20 protein-coding genes and 1 riboswitch are annotated in these 22,215 nt (G+C 71.6%); of the genes, 14 read left to right on the plus strand and 6 right to left on the minus strand.

Annotation, left to right across the window (positions count from 1 at the left end; all coding sequences use genetic code 11):
* Nucleotides 1–55 precede the first annotated feature (55 nt).
* Complete coding sequence (gene aceA, locus H4F70_RS16390) at nucleotides 56–1,348, minus strand: isocitrate lyase (protein ID WP_182357951.1); 1,293 nt, start codon at nucleotides 1,346–1,348, stop codon at nucleotides 56–58.
* A 627-nt stretch (nucleotides 1,349–1,975) separates the two neighbouring features.
* On the opposite strand from aceA, the gene H4F70_RS16395 reads away from it, so the two are divergent.
* From H4F70_RS16395 to H4F70_RS16420, 6 genes are all read left to right on the plus strand, one after another.
* On the plus strand, nucleotides 1,976–2,428 hold the full coding sequence (locus H4F70_RS16395) for a hypothetical protein (protein WP_182357952.1): 453 nt from the start codon (nucleotides 1,976–1,978) through the stop codon (nucleotides 2,426–2,428).
* 82 nt (nucleotides 2,429–2,510) lie between these two features.
* Nucleotides 2,511–3,932 (plus strand): acetate metabolism transcriptional regulator RamB, encoded by a 1,422-nt coding sequence (gene ramB, locus H4F70_RS16400; RefSeq protein ID WP_182348028.1) that lies wholly within the window; start codon nucleotides 2,511–2,513, stop codon nucleotides 3,930–3,932.
* 142 nt (nucleotides 3,933–4,074) lie between these two features.
* Nucleotides 4,075–4,935: an SDR family NAD(P)-dependent oxidoreductase gene (locus H4F70_RS16405; RefSeq protein WP_182357953.1), complete on the plus strand. Its 861-nt coding sequence runs from the start codon at nucleotides 4,075–4,077 to the stop codon at nucleotides 4,933–4,935.
* 5 nt (nucleotides 4,936–4,940) lie between these two features.
* Complete coding sequence (locus H4F70_RS16410) at nucleotides 4,941–5,546, plus strand: carboxymuconolactone decarboxylase family protein (protein WP_182357954.1); 606 nt, start codon at nucleotides 4,941–4,943, stop codon at nucleotides 5,544–5,546.
* Between the two features lie 60 nt (nucleotides 5,547–5,606).
* Nucleotides 5,607–7,055 (plus strand): ABC1 kinase family protein, encoded by a 1,449-nt coding sequence (locus H4F70_RS16415; RefSeq protein WP_182357955.1) that lies wholly within the window; start codon nucleotides 5,607–5,609, stop codon nucleotides 7,053–7,055.
* Between the two features lie 147 nt (nucleotides 7,056–7,202).
* A complete protein-coding gene (locus tag H4F70_RS16420; RefSeq protein WP_182357956.1) occupies nucleotides 7,203–7,898 on the plus strand; it encodes a TetR/AcrR family transcriptional regulator in 696 nt (231 codons plus the stop codon).
* Nucleotides 7,899–7,931: 33 nt separating this feature from the next.
* Here H4F70_RS16420 and H4F70_RS16425 read toward each other — a convergent pair whose 3' ends face one another.
* From H4F70_RS16425 to H4F70_RS20695, 3 genes are read right to left on the minus strand one after another with little or no spacing between them, the layout of a single operon-like run.
* Nucleotides 7,932–9,800 carry a putative bifunctional diguanylate cyclase/phosphodiesterase gene (locus H4F70_RS16425; protein ID WP_182357957.1) on the minus strand — a complete coding sequence of 623 codons (1,869 nt, stop codon included), beginning with the start codon at nucleotides 9,798–9,800 and terminating at the stop codon, nucleotides 7,932–7,934.
* Entirely contained in the window at nucleotides 9,797–12,013 is a 2,217-nt protein-coding gene (locus H4F70_RS16430) for an Rv1355c family protein (RefSeq protein ID WP_235681166.1), read from the minus strand. Before H4F70_RS16430 ends, H4F70_RS16425 begins: the two co-directional genes overlap by 4 nt.
* Nucleotides 12,010–12,750 carry a hypothetical protein gene (locus H4F70_RS20695; protein ID WP_235681167.1) on the minus strand — a complete coding sequence of 247 codons (741 nt, stop codon included), beginning with the start codon at nucleotides 12,748–12,750 and terminating at the stop codon, nucleotides 12,010–12,012. The genes H4F70_RS16430 and H4F70_RS20695 overlap by 4 nt, the downstream gene beginning before the upstream one ends.
* 193 nt (nucleotides 12,751–12,943) lie before the next feature.
* On the opposite strand from H4F70_RS20695, the gene H4F70_RS16435 reads away from it, so the two are divergent.
* A complete protein-coding gene (locus H4F70_RS16435) occupies nucleotides 12,944–13,363 on the plus strand; it encodes a PAS domain-containing protein (protein ID WP_182357959.1) in 420 nt (139 codons plus the stop codon).
* A 263-nt stretch (nucleotides 13,364–13,626) separates the two neighbouring features.
* Nucleotides 13,627–14,298 carry a hypothetical protein gene (locus H4F70_RS16440; RefSeq protein WP_182357960.1) on the plus strand — a complete coding sequence of 224 codons (672 nt, stop codon included), beginning with the start codon at nucleotides 13,627–13,629 and terminating at the stop codon, nucleotides 14,296–14,298.
* A 201-nt stretch (nucleotides 14,299–14,499) separates the two neighbouring features.
* Here H4F70_RS16440 and H4F70_RS16445 read toward each other — a convergent pair whose 3' ends face one another.
* Entirely contained in the window at nucleotides 14,500–15,414 is a 915-nt protein-coding gene (locus H4F70_RS16445) for a hypothetical protein (RefSeq protein WP_182357961.1), read from the minus strand.
* Between the two features lie 221 nt (nucleotides 15,415–15,635).
* Between H4F70_RS16445 and H4F70_RS16450 the strand changes: the two genes are divergently transcribed.
* The 6 genes from H4F70_RS16450 to H4F70_RS16475 all read left to right on the plus strand — a co-directional run bounded on the left by H4F70_RS16450 (nucleotide 15,636) and on the right by H4F70_RS16475 (nucleotide 21,489).
* Entirely contained in the window at nucleotides 15,636–16,433 is a 798-nt protein-coding gene (locus H4F70_RS16450; protein ID WP_182357962.1) for a GAF and ANTAR domain-containing protein, read from the plus strand.
* A gap of 53 nt (nucleotides 16,434–16,486) precedes the next feature.
* Nucleotides 16,487–17,242, plus strand: a complete 756-nt coding sequence (locus H4F70_RS16455; RefSeq protein ID WP_182357963.1) for a GAF and ANTAR domain-containing protein — start codon at nucleotides 16,487–16,489, stop codon at nucleotides 17,240–17,242.
* A 49-nt stretch (nucleotides 17,243–17,291) separates the two neighbouring features.
* A riboswitch (cobalamin riboswitch) is annotated at nucleotides 17,292–17,528 on the plus strand.
* Between the two features lie 182 nt (nucleotides 17,529–17,710).
* Nucleotides 17,711–18,739 carry a FecCD family ABC transporter permease gene (locus H4F70_RS16460; RefSeq protein ID WP_220471833.1) on the plus strand — a complete coding sequence of 343 codons (1,029 nt, stop codon included), beginning with the start codon at nucleotides 17,711–17,713 and terminating at the stop codon, nucleotides 18,737–18,739.
* Nucleotides 18,740–18,783: 44 nt separating this feature from the next.
* Nucleotides 18,784–19,608 (plus strand): ABC transporter ATP-binding protein, encoded by an 825-nt coding sequence (locus tag H4F70_RS16465; RefSeq protein ID WP_182357965.1) that lies wholly within the window; start codon nucleotides 18,784–18,786, stop codon nucleotides 19,606–19,608.
* On the plus strand, nucleotides 19,605–20,615 hold the full coding sequence (locus tag H4F70_RS16470) for an ABC transporter substrate-binding protein (protein ID WP_182357966.1): 1,011 nt from the start codon (nucleotides 19,605–19,607) through the stop codon (nucleotides 20,613–20,615). The genes H4F70_RS16465 and H4F70_RS16470 overlap by 4 nt, the downstream gene beginning before the upstream one ends.
* Before the next feature lie 184 nt (nucleotides 20,616–20,799).
* Nucleotides 20,800–21,489: an alpha/beta fold hydrolase gene (locus H4F70_RS16475; RefSeq protein ID WP_182357967.1), complete on the plus strand. Its 690-nt coding sequence runs from the start codon at nucleotides 20,800–20,802 to the stop codon at nucleotides 21,487–21,489.
* Nucleotides 21,490–21,546: 57 nt separating this feature from the next.
* On the opposite strand, the gene H4F70_RS16480 is transcribed toward H4F70_RS16475, so the two are convergent.
* Nucleotides 21,547–22,176 (minus strand): PIN domain-containing protein, encoded by a 630-nt coding sequence (locus tag H4F70_RS16480; RefSeq protein ID WP_235681168.1) that lies wholly within the window; start codon nucleotides 22,174–22,176, stop codon nucleotides 21,547–21,549.
* Nucleotides 22,177–22,215 lie beyond the last annotated feature (39 nt).

Below are 22,215 nucleotides of genomic sequence, written 5' to 3' on the forward strand. Positions count from 1 at the left end.
GTGTGAGTAGGTGGTACCCAGCGTGAGTGGTTCTTCTTCAGGCCCTACGGGGAACTTACCCGTGGAACTGCGCCTCTTCGGTCGAACCGCTCAGGGCCGTGGTGGAACTGGTGGGATCGACGGTGGTGGCGATGCGGTCGAAGTAGCCGGCGCCGACCTCGCGCTGGTGCTTGACCGCGGTGAAGCCGCGCTCCTCGGCCGCGGCGAACTCGCGGTTCTGCAGCTCGACGAACGACGTCATCTGGTTGCGGGCGTAGCCGTAGGCCAGGTCGAACATCGAGTAGTTGAGCGCGTGGAAGCCGGCCAGGGTGATGAACTGGAACTTGAAGCCCATCGCGCCCAGCTCGCGCTGGAACTTGGCGATGGTGGCGTCGTCCAGGTTGGCCGACCAGTTGAACGACGGCGAGCAGTTGTAGGCCAGCAGCTGGTCGGGGAACTCCGACTTGACGCCCTCGGCGAACTTGCGGGCGTACTCGAGGTCCGGCGTGCCCGTCTCCATCCAGATCAGGTCCGCGAACGGGGCGTAGGCCTTGGCGCGCTCGATGCAGGGCTCGATGCCGTTCTTGACGTGGTAGAAGCCCTCGGCCGTGCGCTCGCCGGTGATGAACTGGCGGTCGCGCTCGTCCACGTCGGAGGTGATGAGCGTGGCGGCCTCGGCGTCCGTGCGGGCGACGATGACGCTGGGCACGTTCGCGACGTCCGACGCCAGGCGGGCCGACGTCAGCGTGCGGATGTGCTGCTGGGTGGGGATGAGCACCTTGCCGCCCAGGTGGCCGCACTTCTTCTCGGAGGCCAGCTGGTCCTCCCAGTGCACGCCCGCCGCGCCGGCGCCGATCATGGCCTTCTGCAGCTCGTAGGCGTTGAGCGCACCGCCGAAGCCGGCCTCGGCGTCGGCGACGATGGGGGCCAGCCAGTTCTCGATGGAGGTGTCACCCTCGACGCGGGCGACCTCGTCGGCGCGCAGCAGGGCGTTGTTGATGCGGCGCACCACGGTGGGGACCGAGTTGGCCGGGTAGAGGCTCTGGTCCGGGTAGGTGTGGCCGGACAGGTTGGCGTCACCGGCGACCTGCCAGCCGGACAGGTACACGGCCTTGAGGCCCGCGCGGATCTGCTGGACGGCCTGGTTGCCGGTCAGCGCGCCGAGCGCGTTGACGAAGTCCTCCTTGTGGATGAGGTCCCACAGGACCTCGGCGCCGCGGCGGGCGAGGGTGTGCTCCTCGACGACGGTGCCCTGAAGTTCGGCGACCTGCTCGGCCGTGTAGTTGCGCGTGACGCCCTTCCAGCGGGGGTTCTCGTCCCAGTCCTTCTGGATCTCCGCGGCGGTACGTGCTTTTCCGACGTTCGACATCGAGGCTCCTGCTCTTCGAATCTTCACTGTTGTGCGCTGCCGGGCCCGGCCGCACCGGCGGTGCCGTCCGTGACGTCCCCGCCGCGGGGCGGGGCATCGCGGGCGGCGCCCCGGCTGTCCGGGCCGGCCCGGCGTCGCCACCCCGAGCGGCTCGGGGAAGCACGGAGTTCGCATTGATGCTCGCAAATCCGCACCGGCACTGACCTGTACACCACCGACAATGGCACACCTCAAACATGCAGGTCCAGGGCTCACAGTTGCCAACTTTCGCCAGCTTTCACGTCGGCTTTGCAAATTCAGCGAAGTTCCGCGTGCACACCCGCTGCGAAGTCGTCAATAGTCACATTCACCAAAAGTTACCGCCGAGTAAGCCGATTGGGGCCCTGGCCTGGGGGAAGCGCGCGGCCGTGACGAAACCGCGCGCACCGGCGGACGGGTCCCGCTCAGTGGCAGCCCGGATGCGCACGGCAGTCCACGTGCTATCGCCGACGGACAGGGATTGTGAGTGGCTTCACACATCGCAGGCGGGGTTTCGGGCGGCGCGTCGGGCGGTGCGATGCCGGGTCCGGCCGTCGCCGCCGGTTCCGCCTCCCGGGCCGCGCGCCACGCACCGACTAGCCTGGCGCCATGACAGCGTCGCCCTCCCCGGCCGGAGCCGGCCCCTACCCCGCCGACCCGTCCGCCCCACGGCACCCGTCCGCCCCGCGCCGCTCGCGGATCGCCGCAATGGCCGGCCTGTCGATCATCGCGGCCGCAGCACTGCTGGTCGGCTGTGCGAACGCGTCGGAGATGTCCTGCGGCGATTTTCTGGGCCGGAGTTCGGACGACCAGAAGTCCACCACCCGGGATCTGCTCGAGGAGGGCGGCAACGGCAACCCGTCGGCGATGCTGCTCGCGGCCGCCCAGGGCTCGCTCTCCGGCTACTGCACCGTCGAGGGCGACGACGCGACGCTCGCGGACGCGATGTCCGTCTTCACCGACACCCTCGACTCGATCGGCGCGACGACGGGCGCCCCGGACCCCGGCGCCGCAGACGCCCCGGGGTCCGCCACCACCGCCCCGGCGCAGCCCCCGAACTGAGCCTCGCCACCGCCTGCTTCCCGCTTGCCAAGTCTGCAAACCCGCTGTTGCGACCCTTCGCATGCGCTCGTAGCCTGGGGTGATGACCAAGACGTTCGTGGGGTCGCGGCTGCGGCAGCTCCGCACCGAGCGGGGCCTGTCCCAGGTGGCGCTGGCCAAGACGCTGGAGATCTCGCCGAGCTACCTCAACCAGATCGAGCACGACGTCCGCCCGCTCACCGTGCCCGTGCTGCTCCGGATCACCGAGGTGTTCGGGGTGGACGCCACCTTCTTCTCGCCGCAGGATTCGACGCGGCTGATCGCGGAGATGCGAGAGGTGCTGCTGGACGAGCACGTGGGCTCCGACGCCGGCCCCGCGCCCGACGCCTCCGAGCTGGCGCAGCTGGCCACCGCGCACCCGCAGATCGCGCGCGCCCTGGTGTCGCTGCATCAGCGGTACCGGAACGCCACCGACCAGCTGGGCGCCCTCACCGAGGGCCGCGGCGGCGACGCCAACGCGCCGGGCATCATCTCGATGCCGCATGAGGAGGTGCGCGACTACTTCTATCAGCGCCAGAACTATCTCGATGAGCTCGACGCCGCCGCGGAGGACATGACGCAGCGGCTGCGGCTGCACCGGGGCGACATCCTCCGCGAGATCGCCCAGCGGCTGGAGCACCAGCATGACGTGCACATCGTCAAGCGCATCGACCTGGGCGACAACGTGCTGCACCGGTACGATCCGGACACCCGCACCATGGAGTTCGCCGCGCAGCTGCTGCCGGGCCAGCGCGCCTTCCGGATGGCCACCGAGCTGGCGTTCCTGGAGTTCGGCGACCTGCTCGAGCGCCTCGCCGACGAGGGCAACTTCTCCACCGCCGAGGCCCGGTCGCTGGGCATCAAGGGGCTCGCCAATTACTTCGCCGCCGCCACGGTGCTGCCCTACCGCCAGTTCCACGATGCCGCCGAGGAGTTCCGGTACGACATCGAGCGGCTGTCCACGTTCTTCTCGGCGGGATTCGAGACGGTCTGCCACCGGCTGTCCACCCTGCAGCGCCCGAATCTGCGCGGGGTGCCGTACTCGTTCGTGCGGGTGGACCGCGCGGGCAACATGTCCAAGCGCCAGTCGGCCACGGGTTTCCACTTCAACGCTTCGGGCGGCACGTGCCCGCTGTGGAGCGTGTACGAGACGTTCGCCGAGCCGGGCAAGATCGTCCGCCAGGTGGCGCAGATGCCCGACGGGCGCAACTACCTGTGGGTGGCGCGCACCGTCACGCGCCGCGCCTCGCGCTACGGCCAGCCCGGCAAGACGTTCGCGATCGGCCTGGGCTGCGAGCTGCGCCACGCGCACCGCACCGTCTACGGCGACGGGCTGGACCTGACCGGGGCGGCGGCAACGCCGATCGGCTCGGGCTGCCGGGTGTGCGAGCGCCTCGAGTGCCCGCAGCGCGCGTTCCCGCAGATCGGCAAGCCCCTCGAGATCGACGAGCACCGCAGCACCGTCTCCCCGTATACGGTGCAGTGAGACCCGGCGCCGCTGTGACGCTCGCCACGATCGCGCACGATGCGGCGCGGGGCCGGTACCTTACCCGGGAGTTCGATCCGTGCCGATGAGCACGCCGGAACGTACCGTGAAACCGGACACCGCCACGTCAGGAGCATTGCGCATGGCCTCTCGATTCGGATCGCCACCGCCGTCGATCGCGGGGCGCAGGATCCTCATCACGGGTGCTGCGCGCGGGATCGGCGCCGCGCTGGCACAGCGGTTCGCCGCACGCGGGGCGCACGTCGCCCTGGCGGGCCTCGAGCCGGATCTGCTGGCGGCCTCCGCGGCCGAGGCCGGCGATGCCCCGTGGCGCGAGTGCAACGTGGCGCACCGCGAGCAGGTGGACGATGCGGTGTCGGACCTGGTGGGCGAGCTCGGCGGCCTGGACGTGGTGATCGCCAACGCGGGCATCGCGGCGCAGATGCCGATCATCGGCGGCGATCCGACGGTGATGGAGCGCACCGTCGCGGTGAACCTGCTGGGCTGCTTCTACACCCTGCGCGCCGCCGGCCCGCACATCGCGCACCCGTCTGGCTACGCGCTGGCCGTCTCGTCGGCGGCCGCCGCGGCGCACCTGCCGCTGATGGGCGCGTACTCCGCGTCCAAGGCGGGCGTCGAGGCGCTGGGCAACACGCTGCGCGCCGAGCTGCGCGGTTCCGGCGCCCGCGTGGGGGTGGCCTACTTCGCGGAGCTGGACACCGATATGACCTCGCGCGGGTTCAGCACCAAGGCCGCCGCGTCGATGAACGCGGCCGGCTCGTTCACCGGCGCCACCGCCCTGGGGCCGGCCATCGACCGGATCGAGCGCGGCGTGGCGTCCCGCGCACGCCGCATCGTCGCCCCCTGGTGGGTGGCGGGCCTGCTGCCGGTGCGGATGGCCGTGCAGCCGGTGCTGGACCGGCGCTCGCAGAAGGGCCTGGCCCAGGCGCTGGAGATCGCCCGCGACGAGCACCCCGACCTGACCACGCCGCAACCGGAGTGACTGTGATGCCTGCCCGACCCGCCCGCACCGATCCGTCGTCCACGGACACCGCGCCGCGCCCGCACGTGGTGCCGGAGCCGCCGCGCATCCAGCCCGGCGGGTTCCGCGAGCTCGGCGTGCTCAACTGGGCGTTCTGCCGTACCGCGTCGCTGGTGACGGGGGTGCCGGACGCGCACATCTTCTCCACGCTGGGCCGGGCGCGCGGGCTGTTCCGCGGGTGGCTGCACTTCTCGGCGATGATGATGCCGTTCGGCCGTATCCGCCGGCGGGAGACCGAGCTGGTGATCCTCCGCGTGGCGCACCTGCGCGGCTGCGACTACGAGATCGACCACCACCGCAGGCTGGGCGCGCGCGTGGGCATCGACGACGCCGTTCTGCAGCGCGTCTTCGCGGGGCCGGAGGCCGACGGCTGGCACCCCAACGAGCGCGCGCTGCTGCTCGCCGTGGACCAGTTGGTGCTGCGGCGCGACGTCGACGACGACACGTGGACCACCGTCGCGTCGTACTTCGACCGGCGCCAGCTGATCGAGCTGGTGATGCTGGTGGGCCAGTACGATTCGCTGGCCACGACCCTGGGCGTGCTGCGTGTGCAGCGCGACTACGCGGACTGACCGCGGGCCCGGCATGACCGCGCCGACCAGGTTCCGCATCGCCCAGCCGTCAGGCACCGCATGACCCCGCCCGCCGTCGCGTCCGGCCCCGGCCTTGCCGGCACGCCCGGCCCGGTGGGCCCCTACGCCGACGGCCCGCCGCCGGAGGCCCTCGTGGTGGACGTGCCGCCGCTGTCTCGGGTGGGCGTCGCCGAGCTGGCCCGGGCCGTGGTCATCGCGTTCGTGCTCGTGGTGTCCGTGGCATGGGCGGTGGTGCGGTGGCCGTGGCGGCGGCTGCGCGGCAGCGAGGCGACGCTCGCCGAGGCCGCGTCGCTGGGCGTGGTCGGCGCGTTCATCGCGCTGGGGCCCACGTTCGTCAAGCTCGGCCAGCTCATGGCCTCGTCGTCGGGCGTGTTCCCCGCCCCGCTGGCCGACGCCTGCCTGCGCTGCCTCGACGACGTGCCGCCGGTGCCCGCGTCGGCGGCACGCCGCGTCGTCGAGGAGGACCTGGGCCATCCGGTGACGGAGATGTTCGCCGCGTTCGACGACGTGCCGCTGTCGGCGGCGTCGGTGGCCCAAGTGCACGCGTGCGAGCTGCGCGACGGCCGGCGCGCGGTGATCAAGGTGCAGCGCCCGGGGATCCGCCACCGCATGCTGGTGGATCTGCACACCGCGTACGCCGGTGCGCACCTGCTCGAGCGGCTCATCGAGTTCTTCCGGGTCGCCAACGCCACGGCCATCATCCGCGACCTGCACCAGGCGACGGTGGGCGAGCTCAACAGCGCGCTCGAGGCCACCCGTCAGGAGCGGTTGCGCGAGAATCTGTGGGCGTTCGGCGACAACGCGGAGGTCACGGCGCCGGAGGTGTACTGGGACCATTGCGGCCCGCGCGTGATCTGCATGGAGCGGCTGTCCGGGGTGCCCCTGGACCAGTTCGACCAGCTGAAGGACAGCGGGCGGGACACCACCTTGCTGATCCGCCGGGGGGTCAAGGCCTGGCTGGAGTCCATCGTGGTGCACGGCCCGTTCCACGGCGACGTGCACGCGGGCAACCTGTGGATGCTCGACGACGGGCGCATCGCCCTGCTGGATTTCGGCATCGTCGGCGAGCTGCCGGAGACGTGGCGGACGATCCTGCGCGACATGTTCTACGCGACGGCCATCGACGGGGACTTCGCGCGGGTGGCCGTCGGCATCCGGGCGCTGGGCTACGCCTCCGGCACCGCCGCCACCGACGGCGAGGTGGGCGTGCAGCTGCAGGCCGTGCTGGCGCCGGTGCTGGCGGGCGACCTGGCCGCGCTGCGGCTGTCCGACCTCATCATGGCGCTGATCGAGGTGGGCCGGCAGTGGGGGGCGGCCAGCCCGGAGGAGCTGGTGCTGTTCGGCAAGCAGCTCGGCTATTTCGAACGGTATGCGGCCGTGCTCGCGCCCGGCTGGGCGCTCGGCAGCGACCTGTACCTGTTCCGCAACATCTTCCCGGATGCCGTGGCGGCGAAGGCCGCGGCCACCGGCGTCACCCTGCCGGACTGACCGCGGCCGGACCGCTACGGCCGGACGCGTGTCATCGCGCATCGGCGGCCGGGCATTGCGATATTCTGTGATCAGCGGTCAGCCTGGCCGCGTGGGCCTTCCGCGCGGCCGCAGGCGCCCCGAAAGGCCCTCCGACGAACAGCCGGGGTGACCAGAGTGCAGATGACGCGGCACGACGGCGGCAGCGGAACGCGCCAGGAGATCCTGGCCGCCGCCGCCGAGATCATCGGCGCCTACGGCTACCCTTCGGCGAGTGTCGACAGGATCATCACCCTGGCGCAGGTGAAGCCGGGCGAGTTGTACGCGCAGTTCGATTCCAAGGACACCCTCGCGCGCGAGATCATCGCAGTACGCGAGCAGCACGCGGCACAGGTCCGCCGGGCCGCGGCGGCGTCGGGCGCGCCCGCGCTGGAGACGCTCATCGACGAGACCATGGCGTTGGCGGCCCTGCGCGACGGGGACGTGTTCTGCCTGGCCGGCGACCGCCTGCTGCGGGAGGTGGACGACGCCTGGGAGGAGGTCGCCGCGTCGCGCAGGCGGGACCGCGCCGAGTTCTCCCGGCTGCTGCGCGACGCCCGCAAACAGGGACACGTGCTGCCCGCCGCGGGCGCCCCGGACAGCACAGGCGCCACAGACGACGCACTGGCGCAGGTGGTCCTCGCCGCCATGATCGGCGCAGGCATCGGTGCGCGGACCATGCGCGACGCCCGCGACGCCGTCTCCGTCCTGGAGAGCCTGTGGCTACTGCTGGTGCCGGGCCTGGTCCCGCAGAGCCTGCTGCCCCGGTACCACGAGGCGATCGGCAGCTCGGCCCGCCACCACCGCCGCCAGCGGCTCCCCTGACGGCGATGACGGCGTTGCCCTCAGGCCGCACCGTCACGCCCGGAACCGGTCCAGCGGCAGTTCCACCTCGTCCCCCTGCCGGTCGCCCCCGTCCGCGTGGACGAGAAGCGCAGCCATCCGGGCCGCGGGCACCGGCGGGTAGAGCAGGAAGCCCTGCGCCCGGTGGCATCCGAGTTCCAGCAGCATCGTCGCGGCAATGGACGTCTCCACCCCCTCGGCCACGATCTCGTGGCCGAACCCCGCGGCGAGCGAGATGATGGCCCGCACGATGGCCAGGTCGGCCGCGTTGCGGCCCAGGTTGCGGACGAAGCCCTGGTCGATCTTGAGCACGTCCACGGGCAGGTGCTTGAGGTGTGAGAGCACGCTGGCGCCGGTGCCGAAGTCGTCGATCGCCAGGTACACGCCCAGTACCTGCAGCGCCCGGAGCGTGTCGCGGATGGCGTCCAGATCACGCACCACCACGTGCTCGGTGATCTCGAGGCACAACGACGAACCGGGCAGGCCGTACTCGGTGAGCACCGCCTCCACGGTGCCGACGATGCGCGTGGACACCAGCTGCGCGGGCGACACGTTGACGCGCAGCACCACATCCTCCGGAGCGCCCCGGGCACGCCAACCGCTGAAGTCCCGGCAGGCGCGCTGCAGAACCCAATCCCCCAGCGCTCCCGCAAGGTTCATCGACTCGGCGATGCCGACGAACTCGCCGGGCGGCAGCAGTCCGCGGACCGGATGCTGCCAACGCACCAGCGCCTCGACGGCCAGGATGCGGCCGGTGCGCAGGTCGGCCTCCGGCTGGTAGTGCAGCCGCAGCTCGCCGTGCGCGATGGCGGCAGGCAGGTGCATCTCGACGTCGGAGCGGAAGTCCGCCTCCGCGGACATCTCCGCGCTCAGCACCGTCACCGAATCGCCCCCGGCCCGCTTGGCGGTGCGGGCGGCGGTGTCGGCACGGCGCATCAGGCTGGTCGTGGTGGCCGCGCCGGGCGCTGCCAGAGCCACGCCCATGCTCACCGTGCGGATCACGCGTTCGCCGCCCACGCTGACGTACTCGCGCACCGCGCGGCGGATCCGGGTGGCCTCCGCATACGCACCGGAAGTGGTCATCGGCCGGGCGGGCAGGATGACGAACTCGTCGCCGCCCAGCCGCGCCACCAAGTCGCCGGCCATGGCCTGCTCGCGCAGCCTGTCCGCGAACACCCGGAGGAACTCGTCGCCCACCGCGTGCCCCAGGTAGTCGTTGATGGACTTGAACCGGTCGAGGTCCAGGAACAGGATCGGGATGCACTCTCCGCGGCCCGCGGACAGTCTCCTGTCGAGCTCGCGGAACAAGGCGCGCCGGTTGTACAGCCCCGTCAGCTCGTCGTGGTCGGCGATGTGACGCAGACGCTCCTCGGCCTCGATCCGCGCGTGCAGCTGGGCGAACAGTGACGCGATGGCCTGCAGCGCGTTGACCTCCAGCTCGTCCCACGAGCGGTCGCCGAACTTGACGAACCCGAGCGCCCCCGTCGTCACGTCGCCGGAGCGCAGCGGCACGGCCGCCACCGATGTCGCCGCGACGCTGCGGCTCACCCGGATGTGGCGCTGATACTCCGAGGTCTCCGGGCCGGGGCGGATGAACGTGGGCTCGGTGAAGTGCTCCATGGCGGCGAAGACGGGGTCGGCGTCGGCGAAGTGGACGAGCCGCAACGGGTCGGAGGCCTCGTCCGCACTGCGCGGCGGCCATTCGGCGACCAGCCGCGTGGCGCGGATATCGTGCTCGTTGCGGCGCAGGAAGCTCGCGTCCACACCGAAGTGGCCGACGACGTCGCCGAGGATGTCCTCGCTGATCGCCCGGGCGGACGCCGCGTCGGCCCCCATGAGCGCGGTCGCCACGTGGGTCACCAGAGCTTCGAGGCTGCGTGTCATCGGGCCGCCCCTGCGGTGTCCGGCGCGCGACGGCGACTGCGCACCCGGGTCGGGGCCGCGTCGTGCGAGAGCCGCAACACCAGCGCGGGCGGGCGGTCCGCAGCCAGCCCGACGATCCCGTCGAACGCGCGGTGCAGGTGCCGCAGCGCGTCGGCACGTTCGCGGGAGAGCACCGGATAATCGTCGCGATCCTGGGCGTAGAGGAACACCGGCGACATCGGATGCACCGACAGGCCCAGCGCCTCGGCGCACACCCACACCGCCTCGGTGGCCGCGCCGCCGCGCACATGGTCGGCCGCCGAGCGGCCGGGGCACGTGACCACCGCCAGCGCGGAGCCGGACAGGATCCGGGTGCGCGTGTCTTCGCCCAGCGCCGCGCCGGCATCCCACTGCGCCAGGGCGTCCATCACGTCGGTGCGGCGGACCACGCCGAGCACGGCGAGCGCCGCGTCGGTGAGCCCCAGCGATCGCACGTCGATGCCCGTGGGCGACACGCCGTCCGGGCCCGGCTCGCACAGTTCGGCGACCATCTCGGCGTGCAGCCGCGGGTCGAGGTACCGCGTCCTGTCCGCGGCGGCGAGCACCCGCGCCGCCGCCGCGATAGGCCCGCGCCCGGTCAGCAGGTGCAGGCCGCCGCCCTCGCCGCACGCTGCCGCGCGCAGGCCCGCCTCCGCCTCGGCGCCCAGGTCCCGCGGGCGGCCGGTGTTGCGGTTGGTCTCACGCCGCAGGACGGCCCGGTACGACGCGGCGAGCGCCGCATCATCGCCGTCACCGCCACCGATTCCGGCACTGCCGCCGAAGCGCAGGTGCACGCGCAACCCCGCCGCGTCCGCACCCCCCGTGCCCCCGTCGATCGTGACCGGCCCCAGGATCCCGTGCGCCGCCGCGGCCGCACGCGCATTGAACAGCGCCGCGCCCAGGGCCACCGCGCTGCCGCGACCGTGCAAGTCCATGGTCACCGACGCGTCGGGATCCGGACGCAGCGTCAGCCCGTCGGCACCCACGTCCATCAGCCACGGCTGGGCGTTCCCGCCGGACGGCGCCCGCGCCGCCGCGAACGCCACCGCGGCCGCCGGGTCCGCCGGAGGCTCCGCCTCGCCCGGATCGGCCGACGCCGCCTCCGCACCGCACACCGCCCCGGCACCGCCCGCCGTGCGCCCGGCGGGCGCACGATCGCCCGAAGCCGGCCCGTCCAGCGCGAGACCGTCCAAGGCGTCGTCGATGTCGATGCGGATCCGGCCCGACGGCAGCGGCCGTCCGGTGCCGATCCGCCGCACCGCCGCGGCCACGGCCGCGGCGCCTGCCGCGACGTCGCCGGCCAGCTGCGGCCAGGTGCCGATGCTGTGTCCCACCTCCAGCAGCGATGCGGCCCCGCGCGCGGACAGGCGGGCCGCGTCGAGTATCCGCAGCACATACGGCACCTTGTCCGCGGCGGAGAGGCCGGCCAGCCGGGCGCCGTCCACCCCGCCGAGCACCCCGTGCAGCACGGGCCGCCGGGGTTCGGAGTCGAAGCGCTCCACGTCCAGCAGGCCGCGGTCGCTCGTCGCCATGAGCACCGGGATGCCGCGGGCGCGTGCGTGCTCGCGCAGCAGCACCTTCATCTCCAGCGCGTCGCACTCCTCCACGAGGATGTCGACACCGTCCAGCAGCGCGTCCAGGCCTGCGGGCGTCGCCCCCTCCGGGTAGGCGCGCACCGGCAGGTAGGGGTCGAGTTCGGCGACGCGGCGGGCCGCCACCACCGCCTTGTTCAGCCCCAACTCCAGCACCCCTGCCGCCACCCGGTTGAGGTTGGTGGCCTCCAGGTGGTCGAAGTCCGCCAGCCGCAGCCGCCCGCACACCCCCTCGAGCGCCAGCTGCTGCGCCACCGCATATCCCGCGCTGGACCCGACCACCGCGATGGTGAGCGCGCCCAGCCGCTCCTGCTCGTCGGCGGTGATCTTGTGGCGATTGCGGTCGAGGCGCAGGCGCCGGTACCCGTGCGGGCCCAGCAACGCCACCAATGCGCGGCGCCACGGGTAGTGGATCCACCGCGGCGGCTCGTCCAGTACGGCGGCGCCCGGCGCCGGAATGAGCGCCGCCAGCCCGTCGCGCTGCTGCGCCAGCGTGTCGAGCACCTCGACGGCCGGGTCGACACGCAGCCTGTCGATCCGTTCCCGATCCGCCGGGGCGCGTGCATCGAGCACGCGGGCGTGCGCGTCGACGGCGCCCGTCACGGCTGCGCCTCCGGATCGCCGCCGACGGACGCGGCGAACACGGCCGTTTCCTCGGCTATCTTGAGGGCCTGCCCAGGCTCGGCGTTGACCAGCACGTCCTCCCGGTCCCACCACATGATCCGCGTCCGGTAACGGGCATCCGGGTAGGGGGTGGCCGCTACCGCGTCGGCGACGATCCCGCCCGACGAACACCACCGGTCCAGCACGTAGGCGGCGGAGGTGGCCATGACGAAGCGCACGCCCAGCAGCGTCATCGTGTGCACGGCGACGCGTGCCAGCGTGGTGGCCACGCGGCCCGCGCCGCGGGCGGCCCACGCGGCCTTCATCTCCGCGACGCCGCCCGGAAGACGTGCGGAGATCATCGCGCGCACCCCGTCCAGTCCGGGCTGCCCGGCCCATTCCACGAGAGCGTGCGAATCCTCGACGCATCGGAACGGGCCTACCGCGCGGACGCCGCCGACCACCGTGCCGGTCCCGTCGACCGCGGTGAAGAACACGGCGGTGCTGCGGCCGTCGCGCATGCCGTCGATCCCCAGCGCCTTCTCGACGCCGAAGCGCCGGTAGCTCTCGCGTGCCCCGCACAGGTACTCGTGCCACAGGCCGGGCTCTGCGGACGGGGTCGCCGCGACGACGGTGCAGCCGCCGTCCTCGTCGGCGAAGGACACGCGCGGCAGCCGCCCATCGCCGGCGAAACCGGGTCCTGCGGAGAACGCGTCGGCCGATGCGATGAACTCCATGCGCCCACCCCTTCAGGACGTGTCGCGCACTGCGGCACAGCAGCGGATTCGATGCCCGTCGGCCGCGGCCTGCGGGCACGGCATCCATTGAATAACATTCCACGCCGATTAGCACTCCCTCCCGGATCTCCCGCAATTGGGATACTGTGATGGCCACAATCGACCAAGGTCGGGAGATGGGGGTCCGTGCACGATGACGGCTTCTGAACGGCGGCGCCCGCAGCCCACCTCTCCGCTGGGATTCCTCGAGTCGCTGCCCAGTCTGACGCTGCTGGACCGACTGCACATCCCGATCCTCTCGGTGCACGACGACGGCGACATCATCTACGCCAACCCGGCGGCGGAGGACATGCTCGGGTACGGGCGCAATTGGCTGACCAGCTGCAAATCGGGCTCCATCTTCCGCGACGTGGCTGCCGCGCTCACTCCCCCGCCGATGACCTCCTACCTCCGTCGGCATGCCGACAACATCATCGACTTGGTGCACTGGGACGGCTCCACGGTGCGCGCCATCGTCAGCGGGCCCACCCTCCTGCGCAGCAGCGACCCGGTGGCACTGGTCTCGCTGCAGAACGTGACGGAACGACTGTGGAACGGGGACCCCACCGTCTGACGTGCGGCCGGGACTCCGCCGACGCCGCTGTCCACATCGCCGCCGGCGCTCCGCACGCGACGCCGCGCGCCGGTTGCGAGATAGCGCCGGCCGAACGGGCGCGCGATACGGCGGTGCGCGCGCGGCGGCGCCCCGTGATGGTTTGCAAATCGCTGTACCGGCTAATCCCTTTCCGTAGCATCGGATGCACGGCAGCTCGCCCGGGTGTGATCAGTCAGGTCGGCCGCGGGCGGGGACGTCACTACCGCTGGGAGGACCGCCCGATGGGACGCGCGCTGATTCGCCGCAGTCGCCGGAGCCGACGCAGACCTGCCGCACTGGCCGCGTTCGCCGTCACCGCAGTGCTGAGCCTCTCGGCGTGCAGCGCCGGGCAGATCACCCAGACCCAGCCGGAGTTCGGCGACGAGGTCGGGATCGGCCAGGACTCGGCCGCGCAGGGGATCACCAAGAGGATGGTCAACGACGACATCACGCTGAGCAACGTGCAGCTTCTGCTGGCCACCGACCAGGCTCTGGACGATCTCAACCCTTATCACCTGGTGTTCAACGCCGCCAACGCGAGCCCCGCCGCCGACTACCGGCTGGAGTCCATCGCGATCAACGGCACGCCGGTCACCATCGACGGCGGTTCGGCGCTGCTGTGCGCACGCGGATCACTGTCGACGCCGACCGCGCGGCAGATCGCGGGCATCACGCCCACCGGGCTGCCCGCCGCCGGGGTCCCTGTGCAACCGGTGGACAGCTCGTGCAGCGCACCGGCCGGCACCGTGCTCGAGTCCCTGTCGCGCATCGACATCGACCCCATCACCCTCCCGGGCAAGCACCGCCCCGGAACCAGCGTCGACGCGACCTTCCAGTTCGCCGACATGCCCCCGATGACCTTCCCGGTGCCGGTGACCGTGCCGGGCTGCTGGGACCGCGACGACGCACGCTGAGCGGCGCGCGCATCAATCGAGATGAGGTGGACGCGATGTCCGGACCCGCGCGCCGAGGCGGAGGCGCGATCAGCGCCGTACTCGACACGATCATCAATGTGATCACCTTGCCGTTCCGCATACTCAAGCAACTCTTCGGTGCAGGCGGCAGAGGCGGTGCCGGACCACGATGATCGATGATCGGGCCCGTCCGGCGCTCGTTCAGCGGCGGCTCCGTCGCATGTGAGCCGCGGCCTGCCCCGGTGCGCCTCGACGCGCGGCCCATTGTCCTGCGGAGTCGGTGACCGGCGGCGCGGCGCGCGGGGACGTACCGAGAACCGGCAACGCCTCGTCGAGCCGCAGGCGGCCGATGACCCGCCACAGCGCGCGCGGGCAGTCGGCGAGCCACAGCGAGGCGCCGTTCTCGGCGAGCCGCCTGCTGTGCTCGAGCAACAGCTCGAGGCCGCGGGCACTGCAAAACTGCAGCCCGGCCAAGTGCACGATCGTGTCACGCGCGGGAAGCCACGAAAGCTGCAGCGCGAACGCCGCCGCATTGGCCGAGTCGATATCGCCGCAGACCTCGACGACGAGCGGTGCGCCGTCCCGGCTGCCGGTGTCTCCGTCGCCGTCGCCGTCGTTACCGTCGCAGTCGCCGCCGTCAGCGTGGCTCCGCAGCAAGGCGGCGGCGCGGCCGGCGAACACGGCGGTGATCGTCTCGTCGCCGTCGGTGAATGCTCCCGCGTCGGTGGCGTACAAGCTCAGAGTCCCGAGTGCGGGGTCCTCCTCGGACAGTCCCACCGCGAGGATGCTGCCGATACCGGACCGGCGGGCGGCGGAGGTGAACTCGGGCCACCGTCCGTCCGCCGCAGTATCAGCGATGGTGATGGTGCGCGAACCGCCCGATACGAGCGGCCACGGCCGGTGCCGCGCCGTCTGCGACCGGACGAGGCCGTCGATCACCGAGTCGGTCGCGCCGTAACTCCGCACCTCCGCGTGATGCGTCGAACCTGTGATGCCCGCGTAGGCCGCGACGGGGACCGCAGCCTTGGCAGCGGCGACGAGCTGTCCTATGGCCGAGGCGAATTCGTCCTCACCGCCGGATGTGTAGCAGGACCGGATACGGGTATGCATCGGCATGGGAAACCTTCCGGTTGCCGCACTCATCTGGTCGACTACCGGGGTCCGGGGTAGTTGCCTCCATGCTGCCAGCAACGGCGTGTCCTGTCAGCCGATTGCGATCGTGACGTCCGCACAACGCACTCGTCGAGCATCCCGCACGCGATGCCGACGCTCCGGTAGCGTTGGTCCGATGCGGCCGTGGCCTGCGAAGGCCGCGGGAATACACACGCCCTTGTCGGATGGAGACTGCTGATGCGCACAGGCTCGCCGGCTCTGCGGGCGTGTTCACGGTGACTCTTCCAGGCCCCGACGGCGACGAACCGCACCCGGATCGTGCAGGCATCGCGGAGGTGCGCGCGGCTATGGCCGCCGAGCTGCGCAGCGGCGCGGGCGGGACCGGGCCGCTCGCGGTGGTCTGCGACGCCTGCGCGCGGCTGTTGCCCGTCGACGGCGCCTCGGTTTCCGCCGGCGGCGGGATAGTCGGCGGAGGCATGCGCGAGGTGCTGTACGCCAGTGATGAGACGGCGGCGGCGATCGAGTCCGTGCACGACACCCTCGGCGAAGGACCCGCGATCGAGGCGTTCACCGAGCGCCGGCCGGTGCTGGTTGCGGACCTGTCCGCCGACGCCGCACGCGGCTGGCCGGTGTTCGCCGCCGAGATCGCCCGCCGCCCCGTGGGCGCGGTCTTCGCGTTTCCGCTGCACAGCGGCGCCGCAATAGCGGGCACGATGAGCCTGTACCGGCGCAGCCCCGGCTGGTTGACCCCGGCCGATCTCGCCACCACTTTGCGGCTGGTGGATCTGGCCACCGCGGCCCTGCTCGCAATAGCATTGGGAGATGAGCGCCTCGAAGACCTGTCATTGCCGCGGGCGGTGGTGCACCAGGCCGCCGGCATGCTCGTGTCCGCGCACCGCATCGGTGTCGACGAGGCGATGGCGCGCATGCGCGGACACGCCTTCGCCGCCGGCATCGACATCGCCGACGTCGCCGCCGAGATCACCACCGGACGCCTGCCGCCGGAGGCCATCACGCAGTGACCCGACACGCTCCCCGTACCGTTCGCCGTCGATCGTCAACGTCAGGACCCGCCATGGACATCCCCTCACCGCGCGGCCGCGAGTCGCGCCTCGTCGACGCATTCGTCGAGATGGCCGACACGCTCGTCGACGACTTCGACACAGTCGAACTACTGCACCGGCTCACCGAATACTGCGTCGAACTGCTCGGCGTCGCCGAGGCCGGGATGCTGCTCGCCGACCAACGCGGCAGCCTGCAACTGGTGGCATCGTCGGCCGAGCGCACCGAACTGCTCGAATTGTTCCAGCTGCAGGTCAACGAGGGGCCGTGCGTGGACTGCTTCCGCACCGGAAGCCCGGTGTCCGTGGCCGACCTGGCGGCGACCGCCGGCCGCTGGCCGACATTCACCCCGGAAGCACTCAGAGTCGGATACTGCAGCGTGCACACCGTGCCGTTGCGGCTGCGCGACCAGACCATCGGGGCGTTGAACCTCTTCGGCACGACCCCCGGCACATTGTCCGAGGCGGACCAGCATGTGGCCCGCGCGCTGGCGGAGACCGCCACGATCGGGATCCTGTCCGAGCGGGCCATCCGGCACGGGGAGGTGCTCACCGAGCAGCTCCAGACGGCGCTCAACAGCCGGGTGATCATCGAGCAGGCCAAGGGTGTGCTCGCCCACGCCGGGGATCTGCCCATCGACGAGACGTTCGCCGTGCTGCGCGACTACGGCCGCGCCCGTCGGACACGGCTGACCGACATCGCGCGGCAGCTCGTCACCGGCGCCCTGGACACCGCGGCGGTCCTGGACGCCGGCGAGCACGCACGCTGAGCCGGATCCTCCGACCCGCGTCTCCGACCGTCGCACTGCGGCTGCTGCTAGCATTCGCAGCATTGCTGGTCTGCCCGGTTCGGAAAGCTCCGAGCGCCGGGCGGGGCAAGAGGGAATCCGGTGTGAATCCGGAACTGGCCCGCAGCGGTATACGGGAACGACCGTCGTCAACAGCACTGGGAGCGCACACGCGTCCGGCGTGATGCCACTGGGAAGCGGCGACCATTAGGCCGTGCGTCAGCACACGCCCGTGAGTCCGAAGACCTGCCAGCACACCGCGCGGAGACCGCGTGCGGTGACCGACGGCGTCGAGGAGCACGCCGGGTCCGCCTCGCCGGCAGCCGTTGTGCGCCGGCGCGCCGCCCCGTGCCCTCACGCCTGGACCAGGCGAGGACACCGACGATGCTGGACACGGCACCATCCGCGCGCCGCCGCGGCGGCGTGACGCGCGGCTTCACAGCTCCTGCAATGCGCACTGCGGCCTGGGTGGCCGCCCTCACCGTGGTGCTCGCGGCGTCCGCGGTGGCGGCGGTGGGCATGGGCACCGTGCCCATCAGCTGGTCCGAGACCCTCCACTACCTGCACGCCTTCGTCACCGGCGACATCATCACGGCCGACGAGGTGACCCGGTACCGCATCATCGCCGACACCCGTCTGCCGCGCGTCCTGCTGGCGATCGTCGTCGGCGCGGGCCTGTCCATGGTGGGCGTGGCGGTGCAGGCGATGGTGCGCAATGCGCTCGCCGACCCGTTCGTCCTGGGCATCTCGTCCGGCGCCGCGGTGGGGGCCACCTCGGTGATCCTGTTCGGCACGCTCGCCGTGCTGGGAGCCGCGGCCGTCTCGCTGGCCGCGTTCGCCGGGGCCCTCGTCGCCACCGTCCTCGTCTACGTCGCGGCCCGCACCCGCGAGGGCCTGTCGCCGCTGCGCCTCGTCCTCACCGGCACCGCCATGGCCTACGGGTTCTCCGCCGTCACCACGGTGATGATCTTCGTGTCCCCCCGCGGCGAGGACGCCAAGTCGGTGATGTTCTGGCTGCTGGGCAGCCTGGCGTCGGCCCGCTGGTCGTCCCTGCCGATCGCCGCCGCGGTGACGGTGTGCGGCGGCCTGCTCCTGGCCGTGTGGTCGCCCAAGCTCAACGCGCTGGTCATGGGCGACGACGTCGCGAGCGGCCTCGGCCTGCACGCACAGCGCTTCCGCGTGTACTTGTTCGTGGTGTGCGCGGCGATGACCGGGACGCTGGTCGCGATCGTGGGGGCCATCGGTTTCGTCGGCCTCGTCGTGCCCCACGTGACGCGCATGCTCGTCGGCGCCGACCACACCCGCGTCCTCGCCGTCGCCCCGGTCCTGGGCGCGGTGTTCATGGTGTGGGCGGACGTGCTCAGCCGCACCGTCGTCGCCCCCGCGGAGCTGCCCATCGGCGCCATCACCGCGTTCGTCGGCGTGCCCACGTTCATCCTGCTCATGCGCGCCCGCCGCTACACGTTCGGCGGCACATGATCCGGCCCGCACCCCGCCGAGACCCATCATGGAAGGACGGCCGCATGGATCTGACCATCGAGGACCTCACCGTGGAGGTCTCCGCGAAGACACTGGTCCGCGACGTCGGCCTGAGCGCGCGCCACGGCGAGGTGGTCGGCCTCGTCGGGCCCAACGGCAGCGGCAAGTCGACGATCCTCAAGTGCTGCTACCGCGCGCTGCGCCCCACCGCGGGCCGGATCCTGCTGGGCGATGCGGACTTGCGGGGCATGACGATGCGGGAGAGCGCGCTGCGCCTGGCAGCCCTGAGCCAGCAGTCGAGCGTGGAGTTCGGCTTCACCGTCGACGAGGTGGTGGCCACCGGGCGCCTGCCGCACACCGGGCTGCTGGGCCGCGACGCGGCGGACGCACGCCAGGTCATCGTGGACGCGCTGCGCACCGCCGGCGCCGGGCACCTGTCCGGGCGGCCGTTCCTCGAGCTGTCCGGCGGGGAACGCCAGCGGGTGCTCATCGCCCGGGCCCTGGCCCAGCAGCCGCGGGTGCTCATCCTCGACGAGCCGACCAACCACCTGGACGTCAAGCACCAGATCGACGTGCTGCGCAGGGTGCGCGAGCTGGGGATCACCGTCGTGACCGCGCTGCACGACCTCAACCTGGCCGCGATGTTCTGCGACCGGATCCACGTGCTGGACCGGGGCGCCATCGTCGCGGCGGGCACCCCGCGCCAGGTGGTGACACCCGGCCTGGTGCGCGCCGTGTTCGGCGTGGACGCGCACGTGGTGGCGCACCCGGAGACCGGCGTTCCGCAGCTGCTCTATTCGCCCGACACCGCCCGCGACAGCGCCTTTCCGGCCGCCGTCACCACCGTGGAGGAGACCACACCCGCATGAGAATCCGACGCTCCGTCCCCGCCGCCGCCCTCGCCGCGGCCGCCGCCCTGCTCGCCGGCTGCGGCGCACAGGTCCAGCCCGCCGCGGACGCGGCCACCCCCGGGTACCCGGTGACGGTCACCAACTGCGGCGTGGAGCGCACCTTCGACGCTCCTCCGCAGCGTGTGGTGGTCAACGACATCAACATGACCGAGATGATGTTCGCGCTGGGCCTCCAGGACCATATGGCCGGCTACATCCTCAGCGCGTCGAAGGTGGACAACACCGCGGTGTCGCCGTGGAAGGACGCGTTCTCCGCCACGCCGCAACTGGGCACCAAGATCAACAAGGAGCTCGTGCAGGGCGCGGAGGCCGACCTCGTGTTCGCCGGCTGGAACTACGGCTTCACCGATTCGAGCGGCGTCACCCCGCAGGCGCTGGCGAACGTCGGCATCGCCAGCTACGTGCTCACCGAATCGTGCCGCCAGGGTGACAGCTCGGCCCGCGGAATCATGGACCCCATCGACGCCCTCTACACCGACATCACCAACCTGGGCCGGATCTTCGGCGTCGAGGAGCGGGCGCGCGAGCTCGTCGACGGCTACAAGCAGACCATCGCCGACGCGCAGGCGACCATCCCGGCCGACGAGCCCGCGCCGCGGGTGTTCCTCTACGACGGCGGCACCGACCAGCCGCTGACCGTGGGCGCCAACGCGGCGGCGAACGACGTGATCACCCGGGCCGGGGGCGTGAACATCTTCGGCGAGCTCGACGACAGCTGGACCTCGGTCAGCTTTGCGGCGGCCGCCGACCGCGACCCCCAGGTGATCCTCATCAACGACTACGGCAACACGACGGTGGACGCCAAGGAGGAGTTCCTGCGCCGCCACCCGCTCATGTCCACCACCACCGCGGTGCGCGAGGGCAACTTCTACGCGCTCACCTACCCGCAGCTCACCGAGGGGCCGCAGAACCCGCGGGCCATCGCCGATTTCGCGGCGTACCTGGGGAGCCTCGACGCGTCCTGAGCCGGGGCGTGGCGGCTGTGGCGCGCCGGGCCCGGTCCCGCCGCGCCGACCAAGCACTTTCTGCCACTTCGGCCGCGGAATCGTGCAGAAAGTACTTGCTCGTCGGCGGTCCCCCGGCGCCGGCGATGATTCGCGCCGCCCGGCCCGGTCTGCATGACAGCAGGCACGACGGAGTGGAGCGGACATGGCGACGTTCATCCTGATCCCCGGGGCCGGCGGGGCGGCCGAGGTGTACTGGCGCGAGGTGGCGGCGGAGCTCGCCGCGCACGACCACACCGCCATCTCTGTCGAGATTCCCGGCGACGACCCGGAGTGGGGGCTGCCCGAGTACGCGGCCATCGTCGACGAGGCGATCGGGGGCCGGCGCGGCGTGGTGCTGGTCGCGCAGTCGCTGGGAGGATTCACGGCGCCGATGGTCGGCGGCAACGGATCAGTGGGCCGGATCGTGCTGCTCAATGCGATGATCCCGCTGCCCGGCGAGACTCCCTCACAGTGGTCGGAGGCGACCGGGTCGGGTGAGGCACGGCGGGCCGCGAATGCCGCCGCCGGCCGCTCCGACGAGTTCGACCTGGTGGAGACGTTCCTGCACGACGTACCGGAGCACCGGCGCCCGGAGATGATTGCCGGCGATCGCGAGCCGGCCGCCACGCCGTTCTGGCAGCCGTGCACGTTCGACGCCTGGCCGGCGGTCCCGATCCACGTGATGGTGGGCGCAGACGACCGCCTGTTCCCCGCCGGGTTCCAGGTGCGGCTGGCGCGCGAGCGTCTCGGCGTCGAGGCGGATCTGGTGCCCGGCGGACACCTGGCCGCCAAGAGTCACCCGGTGGAGGTCGCCGGACAGTTGATGGCGTACCTGGCGGTCCCGGACGTATGACCGACGCCCATGCTTGCCGTGCAGCGCCTTGTCCGCGTGCAACGAACGGTTGGTCGCCTACATGGATTCCCCAGCGCTGCTTGCAAGGATGTTCGCCACACTCGGCTCCTGGAGTAGGTCGCGCACCGCGCTTGCGAAGTTCGGAGCCTGTGCGCCTTCGAGCATGGTAGCGAGATTGAACGGTTTACCCGATCTGCGGTGATACTCGATCTGCAGGAGCAACGCCTCGCGGACAGTGGCGGCCGCGTCTCGATGAACGAGCATCAGGAAGTCATCGGGGGTGTATACCTCGTAGCCCAGCCGATCATCATTGAGTTCGGCGAAACGATGGAATCCTCGATCGTCAGTGATCACGTACTGAACGTCACCGTGTTCTGCTGCAGCGTGCAAATGCTCGTCGTACTGATCGGTGTAGTCGAGGCTGCGGTCTATCTCGTAGCCGCAGATCCGACTGTCCTCGCCAAAGACTCCGACGATCTTGTCCCGCACTCCCCCGACCTGACGATCAGAGAAGTGCGGGAACTGCCGGCGCAAGTGGTAGACCAGCTCGGCGAGGACATCTTCGGTCCAGCGGAGATGGAACAGCGGTGGGCCCGACCGGAAAGCAATGAGACAGATCCAGTCTCGCAGTGTCTTTGAGAACAGCGCGTTCGTATCGGGGAGGACACTCGGCACGGAAGAACTCACCACGCGACAATAGCTGTCTGCTGTGACTGTCATCCACGA

It is taken from the genome of Tomitella gaofuii (assembly GCF_014126825.1).
Classification (GTDB): Bacteria; Actinomycetota; Actinomycetes; order Mycobacteriales; family Mycobacteriaceae; genus Tomitella; species Tomitella gaofuii.

What these genes read in the sequence shown, in the direction of transcription:
- H4F70_RS16395 (WP_182357952.1), top strand. Translation starts at nt 1,976, where the DNA reads ATGACAGCGTCGCCCTCCCCGGCCGGAGCCGGCCCCTACCCCGCCGAC.
- H4F70_RS16415 (WP_182357955.1), top strand. Translation starts at nt 5,607, where the DNA reads ATGACCCCGCCCGCCGTCGCGTCCGGCCCCGGCCTTGCCGGCACGCCC.
- H4F70_RS16405 (WP_182357953.1), top strand. Translation starts at nt 4,075, where the DNA reads ATGGCCTCTCGATTCGGATCGCCACCGCCGTCGATCGCGGGGCGCAGG.
- H4F70_RS16445 (WP_182357961.1), bottom strand. Translation starts at nt 15,414, where the DNA reads ATGCCGATGCATACCCGTATCCGGTCCTGCTACACATCCGGCGGTGAG.
- H4F70_RS16475 (WP_182357967.1), top strand. Translation starts at nt 20,800, where the DNA reads ATGGCGACGTTCATCCTGATCCCCGGGGCCGGCGGGGCGGCCGAGGTG.
- H4F70_RS20695 (WP_235681167.1), bottom strand. Translation starts at nt 12,750, where the DNA reads ATGGAGTTCATCGCATCGGCCGACGCGTTCTCCGCAGGACCCGGTTTC.
- ramB (WP_182348028.1), top strand. Translation starts at nt 2,511, where the DNA reads ATGACCAAGACGTTCGTGGGGTCGCGGCTGCGGCAGCTCCGCACCGAG.
- H4F70_RS16460 (WP_220471833.1), top strand. Translation starts at nt 17,711, where the DNA reads ATGCGCACTGCGGCCTGGGTGGCCGCCCTCACCGTGGTGCTCGCGGCG.
- H4F70_RS16435 (WP_182357959.1), top strand. Translation starts at nt 12,944, where the DNA reads ATGACGGCTTCTGAACGGCGGCGCCCGCAGCCCACCTCTCCGCTGGGA.
- H4F70_RS16450 (WP_182357962.1), top strand. Translation starts at nt 15,636, where the DNA reads ATGGAGACTGCTGATGCGCACAGGCTCGCCGGCTCTGCGGGCGTGTTC.
- H4F70_RS16425 (WP_182357957.1), bottom strand. Translation starts at nt 9,800, where the DNA reads ATGACACGCAGCCTCGAAGCTCTGGTGACCCACGTGGCGACCGCGCTC.
- H4F70_RS16455 (WP_182357963.1), top strand. Translation starts at nt 16,487, where the DNA reads ATGGACATCCCCTCACCGCGCGGCCGCGAGTCGCGCCTCGTCGACGCA.
- H4F70_RS16410 (WP_182357954.1), top strand. Translation starts at nt 4,941, where the DNA reads ATGCCTGCCCGACCCGCCCGCACCGATCCGTCGTCCACGGACACCGCG.
- H4F70_RS16470 (WP_182357966.1), top strand. Translation starts at nt 19,605, where the DNA reads ATGAGAATCCGACGCTCCGTCCCCGCCGCCGCCCTCGCCGCGGCCGCC.
- H4F70_RS16465 (WP_182357965.1), top strand. Translation starts at nt 18,784, where the DNA reads ATGGATCTGACCATCGAGGACCTCACCGTGGAGGTCTCCGCGAAGACA.
- H4F70_RS16440 (WP_182357960.1), top strand. Translation starts at nt 13,627, where the DNA reads ATGGGACGCGCGCTGATTCGCCGCAGTCGCCGGAGCCGACGCAGACCT.
- aceA (WP_182357951.1), bottom strand. Translation starts at nt 1,348, where the DNA reads ATGTCGAACGTCGGAAAAGCACGTACCGCCGCGGAGATCCAGAAGGAC.